This window comes from Neobacillus rhizophilus (assembly GCF_018343535.1).
Taxonomy (GTDB): domain Bacteria; phylum Bacillota; class Bacilli; order Bacillales; family Cytobacillaceae; genus Neobacillus; species Neobacillus rhizophilus.
This window is the reverse complement of the sequence record NZ_JAGYPF010000005.1, coordinates 112,571-132,435: the sequence shown is the minus strand read 5'-3', so window position 1 is coordinate 132,435 and position 19,865 is coordinate 112,571. Positions and strand designations below refer to the sequence as shown.

The following is a 19,865-nucleotide window of genomic DNA, read 5'->3' as shown; positions in this document are numbered from 1 at the left end:
CTTAAGTAAAGGTTAGCAGGTATCCACCCCTAACCTCTACCAAATCTTATTTAACCAATTTTTCGAAAAAAAGTAAAATGTTATCCTCTTTGTTCGATTGGAATATATTTCTGCATTCCAGGACCTGTGTATTCAGCACGCGGGCGGATCAGACGGTTGTTGTCATATTGCTCTAAAATATGAGCAAGCCATCCGGATACACGGCTGACAGCGAAAATTGGTGTCATTAGGTCATGATCAACACCTAAGCTGTGATATACAGATGCAGAATAGAAATCAACGTTTGGCGGCAGGTTCTTTTCACCAGTTACGATGCTCTCAATTTGCACTGACATATCGTACCATTGTGGTTCGCCAGTAAGTTCTGTTAATTTCTTGGACATTGCTTTTAAATGCTTGGCACGGGGATCTCCTTGGCGGTATACCCTATGGCCAAAGCCCATGATTTTTTCCTTATTCTCAAGTTTGCCACGGATATATGGCTCAACGTTTTCAAGTGTGCCAATATCGGTAAGCATTTTCATAACAGCTTCATTTGCTCCTCCGTGAAGAGGTCCTTTTAACGCTCCGATTGCTGCTGTGATACCAGAATAAACATCGGATAATGTAGCAACACAGACACGGGCTGTGAATGTAGAAGCGTTTAATTCGTGGTCGGCATGTAGAACCAAGGCTTTATCAATTGCCTCTACTGCAATTTTTTCCGGCTCTTTACCGGAAAGCATATATAAGAAATTCGCTGCAAAGCTCAAATCCTGTCTAGGTGCAACTGGGTCAAGTCCTTTTCTGATACGTGCAAAAGCTGCCACGATAGAAGGCATTTTAGCTTGGAGACGAATCGCTTTACGATAATTAGCTTCCTTCTCCATTACATCTGCTTCCGTATCGTAAAGTCCTAATAAAGAAACAGCTGAACGAAGTGCTGCCATTGGATGTACTGTCTGAACCGGGAACAATTTAAAGTGCTCAATTACTTCCTGTGGAAGTTCAGCACTTTCAGCAAGCTGTTGCTTTAATTCAGCCAATTGTTCTGAATTAGGCAGCTTGCGATGCCATAATAGATAAATAACCTCTTCAAAGCTTGCATTTTCAGCCAAATCATCGATGTTAAAGCCGACATATGTCAGCGTATCATCAATAATTGAACTAATGGAAGAAGTAGTTGCCACAATCCCTTCGAGACCACGTGTTACTGTCATCAAAAATCTCTCCTTTACATTGTAAAATTCCCCATTACCCACTGCTTCATTAATTCTTTTAAACCGGAAAATCCCCAGTCTAGGATAAAAAGAAACGGCATAAAGTAATTTGAAGATTTCCACTGCAAAATCATCGCCGATAAACTGATCATTACCCTAGGTGACTGAGCGATTGCTCGGATTAAAACCAAAAAGTCTGTATGCCCTTTCATTCACAGGAATAAATTATTTTTCAAGTATTCCAGTATTCCTATATGGTTTATGTAAAAAAAGATAATGCTTACAAGCCTATTATAAACAATAATCAGATTTTTGTGAATGAAAAGGAATTGAAAATAGCAAAAAAATATTATTTCAAAAAAAACGGTGCTAAAAACGCGAGCAATTTCACTTGTTTTCAGCTTATATTTTCACCCAAACTCCTTCAAAATTATTTTACCATAACATTATCACTAGTGTGTAATACGATAAACTCCAATAGTTTTTTTCAATAATCTTCTGAAACTAATTTTAATAACTAAACGTATAAATTTATGAGGTATTTTTAAGCAATGGAAAAATATGCAGAAAAATTTATAAAATGGTAAAATAGAGTAAGCGATTTTAAAAAAATGGAGGTCTATTACCTTTGAATCCCAAATACATAAACCGGAGCATTAGGTTTTTAATTGTTATCGGCGTTGTTGTTTTAGGGCTGCTTTCCTTTTACTATTTATCAAAAATAACCTATCCATTTTTAATCGGCCTTATTATAGCCCTAGCCATAAACCCGCTTGTCAATCTTTTTGAAAATAAAACAAAAATGCCAAGAGTACTTGCTGTTTTTGTTGCTCTTATTATAATATTTGCCATCTTTGCCGGCTTGATTACATTGCTAGTAGTCGAAATCGTTACCGGAGCCACTTACTTAGCTAATGTTATTCCAGAGCATTTAAACACTTTAATTAAATTCCTAGAAGACTATTTTACAGATTTGTACAATCAATTAACTAGCGTCTTTAATAAGTTGAATCCCGGGCAGAAAGACACGATCATTACCAATATTCAAAATATCGGTAAAAGGGTAGGGTCAACTGTCGGAAATTTTATTCAAGGCTTTTTTGGCAGCATTCCTAATGTTATTTCATGGATCCCAAATGCTGCAACTGTATTGATTTTCTCCTTGTTAGCAACCTTTTTCATAAGCAAGGATTGGTACCGTTTAAAGGCGATGGGCGTTAGGCTATTACCACAAAAAGCCAGAACAAGTGGCAAAACGGTATTTGTTGATTTGAAAAAGGCGCTTTTCGGCTTTATAAGAGCCCAGTTGACGCTGATTTCCATAACAACAGTTATCATTCTAGTTGGTTTGCTTATTCTTCGTGTGGACTATGCCATTACCATTGCCCTCTTGACTGGTCTGGTCGACATTATTCCCTACCTTGGTACAGGAGCGGTATTCGTCCCTTGGATTGTCTATGAAGTTATAAGCGGCGATGTTGGGCTTGCCATTGGGCTTGGTGTCCTTTACATAATCGTTTTGGTTCAAAGACAGATCATGGAGCCAAAAATCCTTTCTTCAAACATTGGACTAGACCCTTTGGCAACACTAATTGCACTTTTCGTAGGTTTTAAACTAATCGGCTTTCTTGGATTAATTGCCGGTCCCGTAACTCTTGTCATCATAAGCACGCTGTACAGGGCCAATGTTTTTCATGATTTATGGAAGTTTATCGTGGGAAAAGAAGCTTAAAGGAACAAAAGCGTAAGCGCCCTGGTCAGCGGCGTATGGCCTGGAGCTCTCCAACTGAGATAAAGGAAACACGAAGAGCGCAAGCGCATTCGTGCTTGACTTATCGTAGCGCGGAGAGCGAAGGACACTAGCCGCTAGGGCGCTGGAGCTGGACGTGTCAATCCTGGTAACAAGTTATCCACAATGATTTAATGTATACTTTCCTAGACCATAAAAAAACTCGCCGGTTGGCGAGTTTTTTTATTATAGTACACTAGCATGTCCGTTATAAATAATGCCTCTTGATGCGTCAACCGTGATTTCTTGGCCTTCCTTAAACAGTTTGAGGGCATTTTCAACTCCCACAATAACAGGAATACCTAAGTTTAAACCAACAACAGCAGCATGGCTTGTTAAGCCGCCTTCCTCTGTAATAAGCGCGGCACATTTCTCGAGGGCCGGAACCATTTCCCGGTCGGAGCCGATGGTTACAAGAATAGAACCCTGTTTTACATTCTCTATAGCTTCATTTGCATCATGGGCAATGACGACTTTTCCAAATGCGGATCTTCGGCCAATTCCTTGACCTTTCGTAATAACATCACCGACAACATGGATTTTCATTAGGTTTGTTGTGCCTGCTTCTCCTACTGGAACACCGGCAGTGATCACCACTAATTCACCGTGTTTGACCATTCCACTGTTTAAGCTTTCCTCAACTGCTGCTTCAAGCATTTCATCAGTAGTAGTACACATTCTGCCCAGCAGAGGGTACACTCCCCAGACAAGTGATAAACGGCGGCTGACTGATTCATTTGCGGTAACTGCCACAATAGCAGCCTTTGGACGGTATTTGGAAATCATCCTTGCGGTATGTCCACTCTCAGTTGGAGTGATAATTGACTTTACCCCTAAATTTAATGCTGTATGAGCAACCGATTGACCAATCGCATCAGTTAGGTTGTGTTCTGTATTCTTGCTGCGATGTGAAAGGATTTCTTTATGGTTCAGAGCCTGCTCAGCCCGTGAAGCAATATTATGCATCGTTTGCACTGCTTCAACCGGATATAGCCCTGCAGCAGTTTCTCCAGAAAGCATAATAGCGTCTGTTCCATCAAAAATGGCATTGGCCACGTCACTTGCTTCCGCACGAGTTGGCCTTGGATTTCTTTGCATTGAATCAAGCATTTGTGTTGCAGTAATGACCGGTTTACCCAGCGCATTACATTTCTTAATCAACGATTTTTGCACCAATGGAACCTCTTCTGCAGGAATTTCTACACCAAGGTCACCACGTGCTACCATCAGACCGTCTGAAACCTCAAGAATTTCATCAATATTATCGACGCCTTCTTGGTTTTCAATTTTAGGGATAATTTGGATATGTGTTGCCTGGTTTTCTTCTAATAGCTGGCGAATTTCCAAGACATCCTTGGAACGGCGAACAAATGAGGCCGCGATAAAATCAACGCCCTGTTCAATTCCAAATAAAATATCCTGTTTATCCTTCTCTGTAATACCAGGCAGGTTAACTGAAACTCCCGGCACATTAACACCTTTTTTATTTTTCAATGTACCACTGTTTAAAATTTTCGTCTTAATTTCGCCCTTAGAATGATCAATGTTGATAACTTCCAGCCCAATTAGCCCGTCATCCAACAGAATTTTGGAGCCAGCTTGTACATCATCAATTAAACCTTGGTATGTAACGGAAAACTTCTCTGTGGTTCCTTCCACTTCGGTCATGGATACAATGATTTCTTCTCCGGACTTCAGTTCAATTGCTCCGTTTTGCATATTGTGGGTACGAATTTCAGGCCCCTTTGTATCAAGCAAAATGGCAACTGTTTTTCCTGTTAAACCGGCTGCTTCACGGATATTCTTGATTCTGCCGCCGTGTTCTTCAAAATTCCCATGAGAAAAATTTAATCGTGCTACATTCATTCCTGCATTCATTAATTGTGTTAAATTGTCAACACTTTCACTTGCAGGGCCAATCGTACAAACAATTTTTGTTTTGCGCAACATTTCTTGCCCTCCCTTTTTTAAATCGAAAGTTCTTTTGAAAGATTAAATAGTTCAAGATCCAATGTATGTTTTTTGGCAAGAGCGTCAATAATGTCGTAGTCGACAAGCTTGTTATTCTCCACGCCGACAGCACGGCCGCCTTTGCCCTCAATTAGAAGTTCCACTGCTCTCGCACCCAATCTGCTGGCAAGCACCCGATCTGCGGCAGATGGCGACCCCCCCCGTTGAATATGTCCCAATACTGAAACTCTTGTGTCGAGGTTGGTGGCATCCTTTAGCTGCTTAGCAAACTCACCACCGCTGCATACACCCTCTGCGACCACAATAATACTATGCTTTTTCCCGCGCTCTTGTCCTTTTCTTAAACGATCAGCAATTTCGTCCATGTTGTAATTCTCTTCTGGAATTAGAATCGTTTCCGCTCCTCCGGCAAGCCCTGCCCACAATGCAATATCACCGGCATCTCGCCCCATTACCTCAATAATAAAAGTTCTTTCGTGCGAGGTAGCCGTGTCGCGAATTTTATCTATTGCATCAATGACTGTATTTAATGCCGTGTCAAAACCGATTGTCATATCAGTTCCCGGAATGTCATTATCGATCGTACCCGGTACACCAACACAAGGATAGCCAAGCTCTGTCAATGCCTTCGCACCACGATATGATCCGTCACCGCCAATGACGACAAGTCCTTCAATACCATGGGCCTTTAACTGTTCAATTCCTTTTTGCTGGCCCCCTGTTGTTTTAAATTCCGGGCAGCGGGCCGATTGAAGCATCGTTCCTCCGCGATGAATGATATCTCCAACTGAACCGAGCTCAAGCTTTTTTATATTTCCGCAAATTAACCCTGAGTAACCACCGTAGATGCCATAAACTTCAACATTGTGATAAATGGCTTTTCGAACAACAGCGCGGATTGCTGGGTTCATTCCCGGTGAATCCCCGCCGCTTGTCAGCACCCCAATTTTTTTCATGGTAATCACCTCATTAATAGGATAAAGGTACTATGTAAGCCTCATTAAGAAGAATGGTTTATAATTACATTTGTTTTCCTTCTTCTATTATTAACATAAAACCCTTGAATATTAATAAAATATCACGAAGAAATAGCCATAACAACTATGTCACTAGCCATTTTATAATAGACGGAATAGTTCGTTAACTGAAAGCGTTTCATATCATAATGAGAACGTTGTCATGGGTTTTGCAGCCATTTTTTTATGAACTTTTTGTGAATGCCCAACGAAAAAACGTGCCCAAATGAGCACGCATTTTCCTTAATTTACTCCAATGTATTCATTTATCAATCCAAACTCTCCAATTGTTCTAAAACGCTTGTATCGATCAGCAATTAATTGGTCAGCAGAAAGCTTCAAAAGCTCCTCCAAAGATTTGATTAGGACAGGTTCAATTTCCGCAGCTTGTCCTTGCACATTCTTGTGGGCACCGCCCTTAATTTCTGGAACGATATCATCGATAACACCTAGTTCCTTGAGGTCAGGCGCCGTGATTTTCATAGATTCTGCAGCATTTTTAGCGTAGGCAGCGTCCTTCCATAAAATTGCCGCCGCTCCCTCAGGTGAAATGACTGAGTAGGTGGAGTTTTCAAGCATGTAAATCCGGTTGCCTACACCTAGTCCAAGCGCGCCGCCGCTTCCGCCTTCACCAATGACAATACAGATAACTGGTACTTTCAATCCTGCCATTTCGAAAAGGTTACGGGCAATTGCTTCACTCTGTCCCCGCTCTTCTGCTGCTTTACCAGGGTATGCCCCTTTCGTATCAATAAAACAAATAATTGGACGATTGAATTTATTTGCCTGATTCATAAGCCGTAAAGCCTTTCTGTAGCCCTCAGGATGTGGCATTCCAAAGTTTCTGCGGATATTTTCTTTCGTATCCTTTCCCCGCTGATGGCCTATTACTGTTACAGGCAACCCTTTAAATTTGGCAATCCCGCCAACAATCGCTTCATCATCGCCAAAAGTCCTGTCCCCATGGCATTCAAAGAAATCGTCAAAGAGATAGGAAATGTAATCCAAGGTTGTTGGCCTGTTAGGATGGCGGGCTATTTGCACCCGGTCCCACGGTTTAATATTTTCATATATATCCCGTTCCAGCTTCTCCAATCGGGCCTCTAATTTATTGATTTCCGAACTTAAATCCACATCAGTAGTATCTGTAAATTCCTTAAGCTCAGCTATTTTTTTCCTCAGTTCATTGATCGGGCGTTCAAATTCTAATTCGCTTGCCATTCAAACACACCCCCTGGCTGATGAATATCAAGTATCGTTGCAATTTTCTCTGCCAATTCTAGTCGGGAAATGATGGCATCAAGCTGCCCATGTTTTAACAAAAACTCTGCCGTTTGAAAGTCTTCCGGCAATTTTTCGCGGATTGACTGCTCAATCACCCTGCGTCCCGCAAAACCGATTAATGCTCCAGGTTCGGCAAGGTTATAATCACCCAATGATGCAAAGCTTGCAGACACCCCGCCAGTTGTCGGATGGGTCATAATTGAAATGATTAAACCGCCATTGTCGCTGAATTTCTTTAAAGCAACACTTGTTTTCGCCATTTGCATCAAACTTAGTGCACCTTCCTGCATTCTAGCTCCGCCCGATGCTGTAAAAATAACAAATGGAACGGACAATTCATCCGCTTTTTCAATCGCTAAGGTAATTTTTTCGCCGACAACCGATCCCATACTGCCCATTCGGAAGGTTGAATCCATAACGGACAAAACGATTTTATGGCCGTTAACTGTACCAACCCCAGTGACAACCGCTTCATTTATATTGGTTTTTTTGCGGTCCTTTTCAACCTTTTCTAGATAGTCGGGAAAATTCAAAGGATTCTTTGAAATCATATTTTCGTTGAATTCCTCGAAGCTTCCTTCATCAAGAAAACTTTCAATACGCTCCTTTGAATTCATGGGAAAATGATGTCCGCAATGAAGACAAACCTTTAAGTTTTTTGAAAGTTCTTTTGTATACATAATTTTTTTGCATGAAGGACATTTTGTCATTATTCCTTCAGGAACGTCGCTTTTCGCCGCTTCTGTAGGAATGGTTGCGTATTTCTTCTTTTTTGTCTGGTTTTTGGAAAATAAATCTTTAAGCGCCAAAAATTAAACCTCCTTGTATGGAATTTTGGCTGATGACGATAATCTATCAGCAGTCTTTCTAACAATTGTCTTTCTCATACATATACCGATAGGTGGCCAGACCACTGAAGGATTTAAAAATGCCCTATGTAGGGGGCTTGTATAATTTACTATAAAATAAAAAAAGTTCAAAATCTGTTGCTTTCTGTCGTTAGACAGATGACAATTTTCGTAGTTGGCCGTATGCCAAAAAGACCTTCATTTCGTCTTTATCAGCCATTGCATCCAATAAATATAGATAGTCTTCACGCTTGTACTCTACAGGAGAAGAAGATAACGAATGATAGTAATCCTTTAAGATTTCCCAAATCTTAAAAAAAAGATGGTTGTCTGCGGCTTCAAAAATCTGATAAAAAAATTCATCATCCTGGAATCCTTCTGACTCCGTCACCCAATCTTTCACGGCAGCGATATTCAATCGGTCCATTCTTTTCAGTGCGAGGCGCAGACCATCCATTTCAATAAAGTTTTTTGTTTCGAAGACATCCAGTTTTGCTTTTTCATCCTGCAAAATAAACGTGCTGAGAAGCTGGACCAATTGATTACCCCGGAAGTCACGAAGATAAGTACCCTCCCCCCGGCGTGTTTCAATTAAACCTAACAGTTCCAAAGCTCTCAGTGCTTCTCTAACGGAAGAGCGCCCGACATTCAGGCGCTCAGACAGTTCACGTTCCGAAGGAATTTTATCCCCCTGCTTTAGTCCATCATCCGTTATCATTTCTCTTAGCTGTTTTAAAATCTCTAGGTACACTTTAGAATTGCTCACGAAAGAATCACTCACTTTTGCCAATTAGAGCGAGCCTTTTTGTTTTTTCCTTTATTTCTTCAGGATCTACTTTTATCCGTGCTACACCTGTTTCCATAGCAGCTTTTGCTACTGCAGCGGCAACATTAGGAGCAACCCGCGGGTCAAATGGCCCCGGAATGACATAGTCTGCATTGATTTCCTCTTCCTTAATCAAACCAGCAATGGCTTCAACAGCAGCAATTTTCATTTTTTCATTAATATGGGTAGCCCGAACATCAAGTGCTCCGCGGAAAATCCCAGGGAATGCAAGAACATTGTTTACCTGATTTGGAAAATCAGAACGTCCAGTTCCCACCACTTTTGCCCCTGCTTCTTTCGCTTCATCAGGCATAATTTCCGGAACCGGGTTTGCCATCGCAAAAATAATCGGATCAGTATTCATGGATGCAACCATTTCTTTCGTTAATGAACCCGCAGCGGAAACTCCGATGAATACATCGGCACCCTTAATTACATCCTTCAGGCTTCCTGCCAAGCTGTCGCGGTTCGTATACTTCGCCACTTCAGCCTTCACATTGTTCATGCCTTCAGGACGGCCTTCGTATATCGCACCTTTAGTGTCACACATGATGATGTCTCTTACACCATAGCTAAATAACAATTTTATAATGGCAATCCCTGCAGCTCCTGCACCATTAGCAACGACTTTAATCTCCGTCATTTTCTTGCCTGTCAGCTTTAAAGCATTGACAAGTCCTGCCACGGTTACAATAGCTGTCCCATGCTGGTCATCATGGAACACTGGAATATTCGCTTCCTTCTTTAGTCTTTCCTCAATGACAAAGCAATTTGGGGCGGCAATATCTTCAAGATTTACCCCACCAAAGGTAGGTTCTAAAAGCTTAACAGTCTCAACAATTTTGTCTACATCGGTGGTGTTTAAACAAATTGGAAAGGCATCAACGCCAGCAAAGCTCTTAAACAAGACCGCTTTACCCTCCATTACCGGCAGCGCTGCTTCAGGGCCAATATTGCCAAGTCCAAGTACGGCTGTTCCGTCAGAAACAACTGCAACCATATTCCCTTTCATTGTATAGTCGTAGACAGTTTCCGGTTTTTCATAAATATCCTTACAAGGTTCCGCTACACCTGGAGAATAGGCTAAGCTTAAATCCTGTGCATTTCTTACTGGCACCTTCGATTTCGACTCTAATTTCCCTTTATTAATTCGATGCATATGTAATGCTTCTTCTCTTAAAGTCAAGACTGTCACCCCGCAAATGAATAAAAAAATAAAATAAATTCCCCGTTTTAACATTGGTGGTCAGACCACACATGTCTCCTTACCACTATAACATATCTTCGAAAGTTGTAAAGATTTAATCTTTCAGGACTACATTATGACCACCCAATAAATCCTTTAAGGATTGGATGATTTCCGGATGGGGGTTAATATTTATTTCCGCGCCTAATCTTACAGTTTTCTTTGTGGTTTCATAATGCATGACTACCGTTGCATTACCCTTATTTCTACTTAGAAGCTTGTTTAATTCTTGGAGAGTCCTTTCATTTTCCTTGTCTTGGGTGATTTTTAAATACAGCACAGGCTGTCTGTCTGCATGCGCATCCAGCCATTTCTCGATTTCTGTAACTTGTTGAATAATCAATTGCTGCTTTCCATCACGTTCTTCGACTTTCCCTTCAAGCAGGGCAAAGCATCCTTCCCCTAAGTATTGGGAAAATTTTCGGTATGCATCAGGAAAAACGACCGCCTCCATTTCACCGGTTGGATCACTTATAGTTAAAAAGGCCATTGATTCCCCTTTTTTCGTCCGGATTGATTTTTTGGATGTAATGTAGACTCCTGCTGCCGCCTTCCTGCCCTGGCTATTTAATTGAAATAAGGCTTGAGCACCTGCCCGTCTAAGCTTTTTTTCATAAATAGAGATTGGGTGATCAGAAAGATATAAACCAAGCGCCTCTTTTTCATAGGAAAGCTTTATTTGTTGGGTCATTTCATCAACCTGCACATATTTCGGTTTCGGAATCATTTCATCCTCGAACATATCAATTTGATTTGTGTCATCCATTTTAAATATTTGCGCATGCTCAATCGCAACATCCAGACTGGCCAAGAGCACGGCCCGGTCCTCCCCAAATTCATCAAAACTGCCGGAATAGACCAGATATTCAAGTGTTTTGCGATTGATTGCCTTTCCCGATACCCTGATACAAAAATCAAATAAATCGCTAAACTTCTTTCGTTTTCTCGCTTGAAAAATTTCCTTCAAAGCAGCCGCCCCGACCCCGCGGATGGCCCCCAGACTATAGCGGATTTTCCCTTTCTCCACTTGAAATAAATAAGTACTCAAATTAATGGAAGGAGACAGAATAGCGATTTCCTTTTGTTTTGCTTCTAAAATATACTGGCCGATTTTCGCTTCGTTTCCGATGGCGGAGGTAAGCAGGCCAGCCATAAAGTGAACCTGATAATTGGCTTTTAAAAAGGCGAGCTGATAGGCAATTAAGCTATAAGCCACCGCATGGCTGCGATTAAACCCATAATTGGCGAATCGGACAATCAAATCATATATTTCATTCGCCAAAGCTTCGCTGTATCCCTTCTTCAGCGCGCCTCGGACAAAATGCTGACGCTCTTTATCCAACACTTCTTTTTGTTTCTTCCCGACCGCTCTTCTTAACAGATCTGCTTCACCAAGGGAAAATCCTGCCATGATGGAAGCAATCTGCATAATTTGTTCTTGATAGACAATGACCCCGTACGTATTCTCAAGGATTGTCTGAAGGTCAGGATGCGGATAATCAATTTTCTGCAGGCCATGCTTCCTGTCAATAAAAAGCGGGATATTTTCCATCGGACCCGGCCTGTACAAAGCATTGACAGCGACAATATCCTCAAAACGAGTCGGCTTCAGGCGTGTTAACACCTTCCTCATTCCCTCTGATTCAAGCTGAAAAATACCTGTTGTTTCGCCTTGAGCTAATAGATTGAAGGTTTTTGCATCATCAAGCGGAATAGAGCCAATATCCAATCTCCTTCCTGTGTGGCGATAGATGGAAGATAGGATCGTTTCAATTAACGATAAATTTCTAAGCCCCAAGAAGTCCATTTTGAGCAGGCCCAGTTCCTCTAAGTATTCCATAGAAAACTGGGTTAAAAAAATCTCACCTGATCCTTGCTGAATCGGAATTAAGTCGATTAACGGCTTCTCACTGATGACAACACCTGCAGCATGCGTTGAGGTGTGACGGGGCAGCCCTTCCAGTTTCAGCGCTGTATTAAACAATCGGCTATTTAAAGGAGTCTCCTGGATGAATTTCCGTAAACCTTCCGATTCCTTATAGGCATCCTTTAAGGTTAGACCCGGGCGAGAAGGAATAAGCCTTGACATATAATCCAACTCTTTCGTATTTAGACCAAACACCCTGCCGACATCCCTTAAGGCCGCTTTCGCAGCAAGTGTACCGAATGTAGCAATTTGTGCAACATGCAGCTCTCCATATTTTTGTGCCACATATTCAATGACCTCATCCCGGCGATGGTCGGGAAAATCGATATCAATATCAGGCATGGAAATCCGTTCAGGATTTAAAAATCTCTCAAATAACAGATTATGCTCAAGCGGGTCAACATCGGTTATGTATAACACATAGGCGACCAGGGACCCAGCAGCAGATCCCCTGCCCGGTCCGGTTAAAATCCCCTTTTCCCGTGCGTATCTCATAAAATCCCAAACAATTAAAAAATAATTGCTGAACTGCATCCGCTTAATTACATTCAATTCATAGGCCAAGCGGTCCAAGTACTTCGTTGATGGTTCCTCCGAAATTCTTTCCTTTAAACCTTTTTGACAAAGTTTTTCCAGATACTCTTCGGCAGGTATGCCGTTTTCCGTTGGAAAGGAAGGCAGGTATGTTTTGTCTAAATTTATGTTTATATTACAACGTTCAGCAATCCTAAGCGTATTTTCCAGCGCCTCCGGGAAATCCGCAAAGCACTCAGCCATTTCAGCGGAACTTTTTAAATAGAATTGGTCACTGCCCAGCTGCTGCCGATGGTCGTCCTGCAATTTGTCGCCATTCTTAATGGCTAACAGACATTCATGAGCAAACATATCTTCTTTTTCCAAATAATAGACTTGATTGGTGGCTGCGAGCGGGATATTCCATTCTTTTGAAAGCCGGAGAAGCGGTTCCCTAAGTGTTTTTTCCTGTTCAAGCTGATGGTCTTGAAGGGCAAGATAAAAATTGCCGCAGCCAAAAATACCGGAAAGTTCAAGAGCAAGATCTTTGGCCAAAGCCACTTCGTTTGTTAATAAAGCCTGCTCAATCTCGCCTTCTATTCCCGGTGTAATGGCAATGAGCCCCTTAGAATAAGCCTTGAGCCATTTGTGAGGAATTCCATTTTCAGCCTTTGTTTGCACGGCACTGGATATTTTTAATAGATTCTTATAGCCTGCGTCATTTTCCGCTAACAACACAAGTGGATACGTTTCTTCTTCCATCCGTTCACTTTCGATATCCACCGTCAGTCCGATAATTGGTTTTATTTGCTGTTTTTTGCAAAGCTTATAAAATTCAATCGTCCCGTACATAACATTCCGGTCGGTTAATGCCAGCGTTCGAAATCCTTTGTTTCGGGCATTCTCCACTAAATCGGATACAGACGCCGTGCTGGTCAATAAACTATACGCACTATATACATGAAGGTGAATAAAAGACATCCGGTCACACCTCTCATTCTACTTTTATCTTACTTCCATTATAAAACTTGATATGAAAAAAAGAAAATATGTTCTATTTTTCACTGCCAACTCATATTAAATTGCACTTGTCCATATAAATGTATAAAGATCATTTGGCTAGACAAAGGCGGTTGAAGGAATGAAAGAACTTGGTTTTTTTCCAGCTTTTATCGAAAGCTATTTTATTGCCTTGGGAGTTGTGCTGGGAGGTTCGCTTATTGGGGGGATTGCCTCCTTTATAACTGGACAGCCTCCATTAACAACAGTTTACCGATTATCATCCGCCCTTAGAATTTGGGCGATTGTAGCGGCGATAGGAGGAACTTTTGATGCGGTTTATACATTTGAACGCGGTTTTTTAAACGCCGATACGAAAGACCTATTTAAGCAATTTCTATTAATTCTTTCGGCCTTGGGCGGTGCCCAGACAGGTGCACTGATCATTAACTGGCTGACCCAGGAGCATATTTCGTCATGAGAATTCCGCCTTATTACCGCAGACCTTCGTGGCAGCGTTTTATTTCCGGAATGGCCGTTGGCGGTGCCATCAGCTGGTGCATATTTTTATATATTTATGGAGTTTTTCAAGAGGACAATGCAAAATTAATCAGAAAGCAGCAGAAGGATATAGCAGAGTTAAAAGACGACGTTAAAATTTGGCAGCAAGATTACGCTGAATTGAATAATAAAAATTTAGGAAAAATCACGATTGAAAAAATAAATATCCGAATAACCAACTGGGAGAAATACAAACTAGATCAATTCAGTGTTTTTCAAACAGAGGAAGCAGTCAGAGATGATATCAAAATAGTGCTGGCCAAAGATTTGGAAACAGTCGCTAAGAGCAAAGACATGCTGAAAAAAATCATCGAAAACAAACCATATGAATTAAACGAAAAGCGCTACCGGCTTAAGGTAAAGGAAATGGTTATCTATACGACACTGACCATTCAATTGGAAATGGAATTTGCTGAATGAAAACTCGTCGATTGGCGAGTCCGATAGGACGAATACAGGGACGTAGTTGAATTCATGCGTTAGGAAATAATAAATTTGTGAAAATTTATTATTTCCTATTAACCGAATAAAGAAACGGCCGCTGCCAGGCCGTTTCTTTGTGTATTATTTACAAACCGCATGTAGTTCTCTAAGCACATTATCTACTTCATCCCAAGAATAGATGGAGGCACCTGCCGCTAACGGATGGCCTCCTCCGTTAAACTTCCTAGCGACCACATTGATGACCGGTCCCTTTGAACGCAGCCGCACCCTTATTTGGTCGCTTTCCTCAATGAAGAAAACCCATGCTTTAATCCCTTTTACATCGCCTAAGGTACTGACTAATAATGACGCTTCCGCAGGTCTTGCCTGGTATTCCTCAAGCAATTCCTTTGTCAGTCTCACTGCTGCAACTCCGTTTTCTTGCATTTCAAAGTTCTGCAATATGTACCCATTTAACTTAATAATATTTGGTTCTAGTTCATACATTCTGTCAAACAACTCTGTACGCGAGAAATTAAAGTGGATCAACTCTCCCGCATAGGCAAATGTCTTGTCCGTTGTACTCGGAAACAGAAATCTTCCGGTATCCCCGACGATGCCGCCGAATAACAGCCTTGCTGCTTCATCATTTATTTTTAGCCCTTTTTCTTTTCCATCTAAATAAAATTCATAAATCATTTCGCTGCAAGAACTAGCAGCCGTATCGACCCAGAGTAAATCGCCATACGGATCTTCATTTGGGTGATGATCGATTTTAATCAGCATATCCCCCTTAGTATAGCGCTTATCGTCAATCCTTTCTTGATTGGCTGTATCGCAGACGATCACCAGTGCGCCCTCATAAACTTCTTCTGCGATTTCATCCAACCTTCTCATAAAGTGAAGAGTCGGCTCCTCCTGCCCTACCGCATAAATATTCTTCTCCGGAAAAGACGCCTTTAAGATAGCTGCCAGTCCGCCCTGTGAACCATAGGCATCAGGATCAGGACGAACGTGGCGATGGATAATAATCGTGTCATATTGTTTGATTGTTTCCAGTATTTTCTCTTTCATATATTCTCCTTTTCAACCATCCTTTTATAAACATTGTAGCATTTCCCTTCAAATACAGGTAAAATATTAGGTGATTTTTAAAATTGGAGGAACATTAGATGCTAGGTTTGGTTTTTCTTATCGTTATTTTATTTGCTTTTTATTTATTTTATAAAACAAAATATATCCGGAGCAACCGTCCTGTTGAAAAGAAATGGCTTTCCGCTAAGTCCAATATTGCCCTCGGACTTTTTGTCCTTATGTTTGGGATTAATACCATCTTTCTTTCCACCTCAACTGCGTCTTATATCGTTGCAGCCATATTCATTATATATGGAGTCTTATTTAGTTGGGTAGGATTCAAAAAGTATAAGCATTACCATCGGTTTGCTATTGAAGAAGCTGAAATGCTTGAGGCAGAAAAATAATATAATTATAGCCGCTCCCTAAATACGAAGGAAGCGGCTATTTGTCATGTTATCTGTCAATCAATTGGCACATCATCATTGCTTTTCCGACAAGAACGCCTTCATTAAATACTTCCACGTCTACCTTTCCAAACTTTCGACCTACTTCCAGCACTCTTGGATAGATTTCCAATGTACTTTCCATTTGAACGGGTTTAATAAAGTAAATTGTCATATTTTCGACGACAAGATCGCCTTTTTTATAGCTTCTCAGCACTCGGTTAGCGGCGTCGGAGACGATGGTCGTAAATACACCATAGGAAATGGTTCCAAGGTGATTTGTCATTTGCGGGGTCACTTCACAGGTAAATGCATCTTCCCCTTTATCTTTCCCCTGTAAAATTCCTATTTGATTGGTGACAATATCATCAAGAGTTACCCCCACCTGTGGCTGCCGCTGGTTCATTTGCAGTGCCTTCAGGACATCCTGCCTGCTGATCAGACCGTCTAGGTGATTGGAGTCGTCCGCTACAGGAAGTACCTCTATCCCTTCCCAGACCATCATATGCGCCGTTGAAGCAATACTTGTTTTACCGTTTACAGTCATAGGCTGCCTTGTCATTATTTTATCAATCGTTATATCCATATCCTGACCCAAAACATCTTTGCTTGTTACCATCCCCTGAATTCTCATGTTATGGTCAACAACAGGGTAGCGGCTATGTGTAGTTTGCTGGTTTAATTCATGCCACCTTGAAACCTTATCGGTTGATTTTAAATAATAAGTCTCCGATAAAGGTGTTAAGATATCTTCTACTAAAATTATTTCTTTTTTAATTAATTGGTCGTAAATCGCCCGATTTATCATCGTAGCAACAGTAAAAGTGTCGTAGCTTGAAGAGATTACCGGAAGCTCAAGTTCGTCTGCTAGTCGTTTAACTTGCTCCTCCGTGTCAAAGCCTCCGGTAACGAGTACGGCTGCTCCAGCTTTCAACGCAAGCTCATGGGCCTGTGTCCGATTTCCGACGATTAACAGATTTCCTGCCTCAGTGTAGCGCATCATCGCTTCCAATTTCATAGCACCGATCACAAATTTATTGAGCGTTTTATGCAGTCCCGTTCTTCCGCCCAATACTTGACCGTCGACAATGTTGACCACTTCCGCAAAGGTGAGTTTTTCAATATTTTCCTTTTTCTTCCGTTCAATCCGAATCGTGCCAACCCGTTCTATCGTACTGACATAGCCTTTATTCTCGGCTTCTTTAATGGCACGATAAGCAGTTCCTTCGCTGACACTCATTGCTTTGGCAATTTGCCTGACAGAGATTTTCTCCCCGATTGGCAGTCCATCAATATATTCTAAAATTTGTTCATGCTTTGTCGCCAAGACCTTCACCCTTTATAATCAAATTCCAATCTAACCGTATCCGAAAATGTCTCCAATTTCATTATAGAGTTAAAAAAGTCCTGATTCAATGCGGATTCTCTAAATAGAAATCCCGCTCTTTAATGAAAAGAGCGGGATTTCTTCTTTAATTGCCCCAATTGCTGCTTTAAGATTTGCCTTTTTGGTGTATAAAGAAGTGCGGTAAGATTTCCGGCAATGACCATTAGAGCAAATCCTAGCCAAGCGATTGAAAAGATTCCTTGCGTCCCCCCAGCAGTTACCGAAAGCCTAGGAACCGCAAAATACAGCATAAGTGCTGCCAGTAAAATACATAGTAAATATCTATTCTTTTTCATCTTCCTTCCTCCTTAACAGACTGCTTGTTTCATTTTTATGCTATAAGGAGGAAAAAAAGTAGTTAAATTTCGATTGCTTCACCCGGGTTTAACACTTTTCCATTTTTCTCTTCAAGTAATTCAATGAATCGATTAGGATCCTGCTTGATTGGCGGGAATGTATTGTAGTGAATTGGCACCACTGTTTTTGCCTGCAATAGCTTAGCCGCATAGGCAGCATCCTCGGGTCCCATTGTAAAATTATCGCCAATCGGCAAGAAGGCAACATCAATCGGATGACGTTCGCCAATCAACTTCATGTCGGAAAACAATCCGGTATCGCCTGCATGGTAAATGGTTTTTCCTTCACTGCTAAATAAAACTCCTGTCGGCATGCCGCAATAAATGATTTCATTGTTGTGTGTTGCGTAGCCTGAACCATGAAAGGCCTGGGTCAGTTTAACTGTTCCAAAATCAAAATGATACGCACCGCCGATATTCATTCCATGTGTTTCAACGCCCTGCCAGCTAAGATATGTAGTCAGGTCGGCATTAGCAACAACAAGTGACCTGCATCTTTTGGCGATAGCCACAGTATCACCGACATGGTCATTATGTCCATGCGTTAAAATAATCACATCTGCATGCACTTCCTCGGCCTTTAAATCTGTTAAGCTATTTCCTGTAATAAACGGATCAATTAAAATCGTTTTTCCATTCGTGTTAATTTGGACGACAGAATGGCCGTGATAAGAAATTTTCATTTCCATTACCCCTTTCAAAATTATATTAACTACTTCCATAAAAGTTTAGGAAATCCTTCCACAATATACCCATATCTTTTCTGATTTAGCACATCATAAGTTCAGATTGTTTACAATTAATTTTTCAATTGTTACTCTCAAATAGAAAATGATTTTTTAAGGGAGGCACTATTAATGAATCAACGAATTGAAAAGCTGCAAATCTGGATGAAGGAAAATGATATTCAAGTAAGCTTTGTTACTTCATCGGAAAATGTATTTTACTTAAGCGGCTACTATACAGACCCGCATGAACGATTGCTTGCTCTTGCTGTCTTTCAAGAAGAAGAGCCGTTTTTGGTTTGTCCGGAAATGGAGATTTACAATGCAAAAAATGCCGGCTGGCAGCATGAAATCATTGGCTTTAACGACATTGTCAATCCATGGGATATGATTGTAAATGCGATTAAGAAGCGCGGAATTGCTGTTGGAAAGGCAGCAATCGAAAAAGAACACATGAATGTGGAACGCTATGAACAGCTTTCGGAATTATTCCCAAATGCAGCGTTCATTTCTGCCGAAGAAAAATTAAGACTTCTCCGCATGATTAAGGATGCAAAAGAATTAAAAGCGATTGAAGAGGCGTGCGCCCTTGCAGATTACGCAGTTCAGTTTGGCGCCAGTGAAATTAAAGAAGGGAAAACCGAGCTTGATGTTCTTAACGCCCTTGAATACGCACTAAAGCAAAAAGGCGTAAAAGAAATGTCGTTTTCAACTATGGTGTTAACTGGTGCGAACGCCGCCTCTCCACACGGCAATCCAGGCATGACCAAAATTAAAAAAGGCGATTTCATCTTATTTGATTTGGGCGTTGTCGTCGACCGCTATTGTTCTGATATTACAAGAACAGTTGCTTACGGGGATATTAACGATAAGCAAAAGGAAATCTATGATACGGTATTAAAAGCGCAGTTAGCCGCATTAGAGGCAAGCAGGCCTGGTGTAACAGCAGCGGAAGTTGATTTGACTGCCCGAAGAATCATCGCAGATGCAGGCTATGGAGAATATTTTCCACATCGGCTTGGCCATGGGCTGGGAATTAGCATCCATGAATATCCTTCCATAAAGGAAACAAACAAGCTTGTTCTTCAAGAAGGGATGGTATACACTATTGAACCGGGCATCTACGTTCCTGGTATTGCGGGCGTACGCATTGAAGATGATGTGTATGTTACAGCCGATGGAGCGAGAGCATTAACAAAATTTCCGAAAGAGTTACAAATAATAAATTAACCAGTTTGGATTTTTTTAACATTGAACTGTAGAATGATTTGATGT

The 19,865-nt window shown here is 41.2% G+C and carries 17 protein-coding genes; 5 read left to right on the top strand and 12 right to left on the bottom strand.

The genetic code is table 11. The features are described from left to right. Nucleotides 1-80: 80 nt before the first annotated feature. The gene (citZ, locus tag KHA99_RS23500; protein ID WP_213119924.1) at nt 81-1,199 is read right to left on the bottom strand and encodes a citrate synthase; all 1,119 of its coding nucleotides are present in this window, start codon (nt 1,197-1,199) and stop codon (nt 81-83) included. Between the two features lie 628 nt (nt 1,200-1,827). On the opposite strand from citZ, the gene ytvI reads away from it, so the two are divergent. Then, the gene (ytvI, locus tag KHA99_RS23495; RefSeq protein WP_213119923.1) at nt 1,828-2,931 is read left to right on the top strand and encodes a sporulation integral membrane protein YtvI; all 1,104 of its coding nucleotides are present in this window, start codon (nt 1,828-1,830) and stop codon (nt 2,929-2,931) included. Nucleotides 2,932-3,174: 243 nt separating this feature from the next. Here the strand turns inward: ytvI and pyk are convergent, their stop codons facing one another. The 7 genes from pyk to dnaE all read right to left on the bottom strand — a co-directional run bounded on the left by pyk (nt 3,175) and on the right by dnaE (nt 13,600). Further along, complete coding sequence (gene pyk / locus KHA99_RS23490) at nt 3,175-4,935, bottom strand: pyruvate kinase (RefSeq protein ID WP_213120640.1); 1,761 nt, start codon at nt 4,933-4,935, stop codon at nt 3,175-3,177. Nucleotides 4,936-4,955: 20 nt separating this feature from the next. Beyond that, nucleotides 4,956-5,915, bottom strand: a complete 960-nt coding sequence (pfkA, locus tag KHA99_RS23485; RefSeq protein ID WP_213119922.1) for a 6-phosphofructokinase — start codon at nt 5,913-5,915, stop codon at nt 4,956-4,958. Between the two features lie 303 nt (nt 5,916-6,218). After that, nucleotides 6,219-7,196 carry an acetyl-CoA carboxylase carboxyl transferase subunit alpha gene (gene accA, locus KHA99_RS23480; RefSeq protein WP_213119921.1) on the bottom strand — a complete coding sequence of 326 codons (978 nt, stop codon included), beginning with the start codon at nt 7,194-7,196 and terminating at the stop codon, nt 6,219-6,221. Continuing rightward, nucleotides 7,181-8,068 (bottom strand): acetyl-CoA carboxylase, carboxyltransferase subunit beta, encoded by an 888-nt coding sequence (accD, locus tag KHA99_RS23475; RefSeq protein ID WP_213119920.1) that lies wholly within the window; start codon nt 8,066-8,068, stop codon nt 7,181-7,183. The genes accA and accD overlap by 16 nt, the downstream gene beginning before the upstream one ends. A gap of 190 nt (nt 8,069-8,258) precedes the next feature. After that, the gene (locus KHA99_RS23470) at nt 8,259-8,825 is read right to left on the bottom strand and encodes a FadR/GntR family transcriptional regulator (RefSeq protein WP_249366923.1); all 567 of its coding nucleotides are present in this window, start codon (nt 8,823-8,825) and stop codon (nt 8,259-8,261) included. Nucleotides 8,826-8,880: 55 nt separating this feature from the next. Continuing rightward, nucleotides 8,881-10,119, bottom strand: coding sequence for an NADP-dependent malic enzyme (ystJ, locus tag KHA99_RS23465; RefSeq protein WP_213119919.1), 1,239 nt, complete (start codon nt 10,117-10,119; stop codon nt 8,881-8,883). Between the two features lie 115 nt (nt 10,120-10,234). Next, nucleotides 10,235-13,600 (bottom strand): DNA polymerase III subunit alpha, encoded by a 3,366-nt coding sequence (gene dnaE / locus KHA99_RS23460; RefSeq protein ID WP_213119918.1) that lies wholly within the window; start codon nt 13,598-13,600, stop codon nt 10,235-10,237. 160 nt (nt 13,601-13,760) lie between these two features. Here dnaE and ytrH point away from each other — a divergent pair, with 160 nt between their 5' ends. After that, nucleotides 13,761-14,099 (top strand): sporulation membrane protein YtrH, encoded by a 339-nt coding sequence (ytrH, locus tag KHA99_RS23455; protein WP_213119917.1) that lies wholly within the window; start codon nt 13,761-13,763, stop codon nt 14,097-14,099. After that, nucleotides 14,096-14,599 carry a sporulation membrane protein YtrI gene (gene ytrI / locus KHA99_RS23450; protein ID WP_213119916.1) on the top strand — a complete coding sequence of 168 codons (504 nt, stop codon included), beginning with the start codon at nt 14,096-14,098 and terminating at the stop codon, nt 14,597-14,599. The genes ytrH and ytrI overlap by 4 nt, the downstream gene beginning before the upstream one ends. Nucleotides 14,600-14,743: 144 nt before the next feature. Here ytrI and KHA99_RS23445 read toward each other — a convergent pair whose 3' ends face one another. After that, nucleotides 14,744-15,676 carry a DHH family phosphoesterase gene (locus tag KHA99_RS23445; protein ID WP_213119915.1) on the bottom strand — a complete coding sequence of 311 codons (933 nt, stop codon included), beginning with the start codon at nt 15,674-15,676 and terminating at the stop codon, nt 14,744-14,746. A gap of 98 nt (nt 15,677-15,774) precedes the next feature. Between KHA99_RS23445 and KHA99_RS23440 the strand changes: the two genes are divergently transcribed. After that, nucleotides 15,775-16,083 carry a YtpI family protein gene (locus KHA99_RS23440; RefSeq protein WP_213119914.1) on the top strand — a complete coding sequence of 103 codons (309 nt, stop codon included), beginning with the start codon at nt 15,775-15,777 and terminating at the stop codon, nt 16,081-16,083. A gap of 49 nt (nt 16,084-16,132) precedes the next feature. Here the strand turns inward: KHA99_RS23440 and KHA99_RS23435 are convergent, their stop codons facing one another. From KHA99_RS23435 to KHA99_RS23425, 3 genes are all read right to left on the bottom strand, one after another. Continuing rightward, a complete protein-coding gene (locus tag KHA99_RS23435) occupies nt 16,133-17,449 on the bottom strand; it encodes a CBS domain-containing protein (protein ID WP_213119913.1) in 1,317 nt (438 codons plus the stop codon). A gap of 119 nt (nt 17,450-17,568) precedes the next feature. After that, on the bottom strand, nt 17,569-17,805 hold the full coding sequence (locus KHA99_RS23430; RefSeq protein ID WP_213119912.1) for a hypothetical protein: 237 nt from the start codon (nt 17,803-17,805) through the stop codon (nt 17,569-17,571). A gap of 62 nt (nt 17,806-17,867) precedes the next feature. Next, entirely contained in the window at nt 17,868-18,548 is a 681-nt protein-coding gene (locus KHA99_RS23425; RefSeq protein WP_213119911.1) for a metal-dependent hydrolase, read from the bottom strand. A gap of 174 nt (nt 18,549-18,722) precedes the next feature. Here KHA99_RS23425 and KHA99_RS23420 point away from each other — a divergent pair, with 174 nt between their 5' ends. Next, nucleotides 18,723-19,820 (top strand): M24 family metallopeptidase, encoded by a 1,098-nt coding sequence (locus tag KHA99_RS23420; protein WP_213119910.1) that lies wholly within the window; start codon nt 18,723-18,725, stop codon nt 19,818-19,820. Nucleotides 19,821-19,865 lie beyond the last annotated feature (45 nt).

What these genes read in the sequence shown, in the direction of transcription:
- ytrH (WP_213119917.1), top strand. Translation starts at nt 13,761, where the DNA reads ATGAAAGAACTTGGTTTTTTTCCAGCTTTTATCGAAAGCTATTTTATT.
- KHA99_RS23470 (WP_249366923.1), bottom strand. Translation starts at nt 8,825, where the DNA reads ATGATAACGGATGATGGACTAAAGCAGGGGGATAAAATTCCTTCGGAA.
- KHA99_RS23440 (WP_213119914.1), top strand. Translation starts at nt 15,775, where the DNA reads ATGCTAGGTTTGGTTTTTCTTATCGTTATTTTATTTGCTTTTTATTTA.
- KHA99_RS23430 (WP_213119912.1), bottom strand. Translation starts at nt 17,805, where the DNA reads ATGAAAAAGAATAGATATTTACTATGTATTTTACTGGCAGCACTTATG.
- citZ (WP_213119924.1), bottom strand. Translation starts at nt 1,199, where the DNA reads ATGACAGTAACACGTGGTCTCGAAGGGATTGTGGCAACTACTTCTTCC.
- pfkA (WP_213119922.1), bottom strand. Translation starts at nt 5,915, where the DNA reads ATGAAAAAAATTGGGGTGCTGACAAGCGGCGGGGATTCACCGGGAATG.
- KHA99_RS23425 (WP_213119911.1), bottom strand. Translation starts at nt 18,548, where the DNA reads ATGAAAATTTCTTATCACGGCCATTCTGTCGTCCAAATTAACACGAAT.
- ytrI (WP_213119916.1), top strand. Translation starts at nt 14,096, where the DNA reads ATGAGAATTCCGCCTTATTACCGCAGACCTTCGTGGCAGCGTTTTATT.
- dnaE (WP_213119918.1), bottom strand. Translation starts at nt 13,600, where the DNA reads ATGTCTTTTATTCACCTTCATGTATATAGTGCGTATAGTTTATTGACC.
- KHA99_RS23445 (WP_213119915.1), bottom strand. Translation starts at nt 15,676, where the DNA reads ATGAAAGAGAAAATACTGGAAACAATCAAACAATATGACACGATTATT.
- KHA99_RS23420 (WP_213119910.1), top strand. Translation starts at nt 18,723, where the DNA reads ATGAATCAACGAATTGAAAAGCTGCAAATCTGGATGAAGGAAAATGAT.
- accA (WP_213119921.1), bottom strand. Translation starts at nt 7,196, where the DNA reads ATGGCAAGCGAATTAGAATTTGAACGCCCGATCAATGAACTGAGGAAA.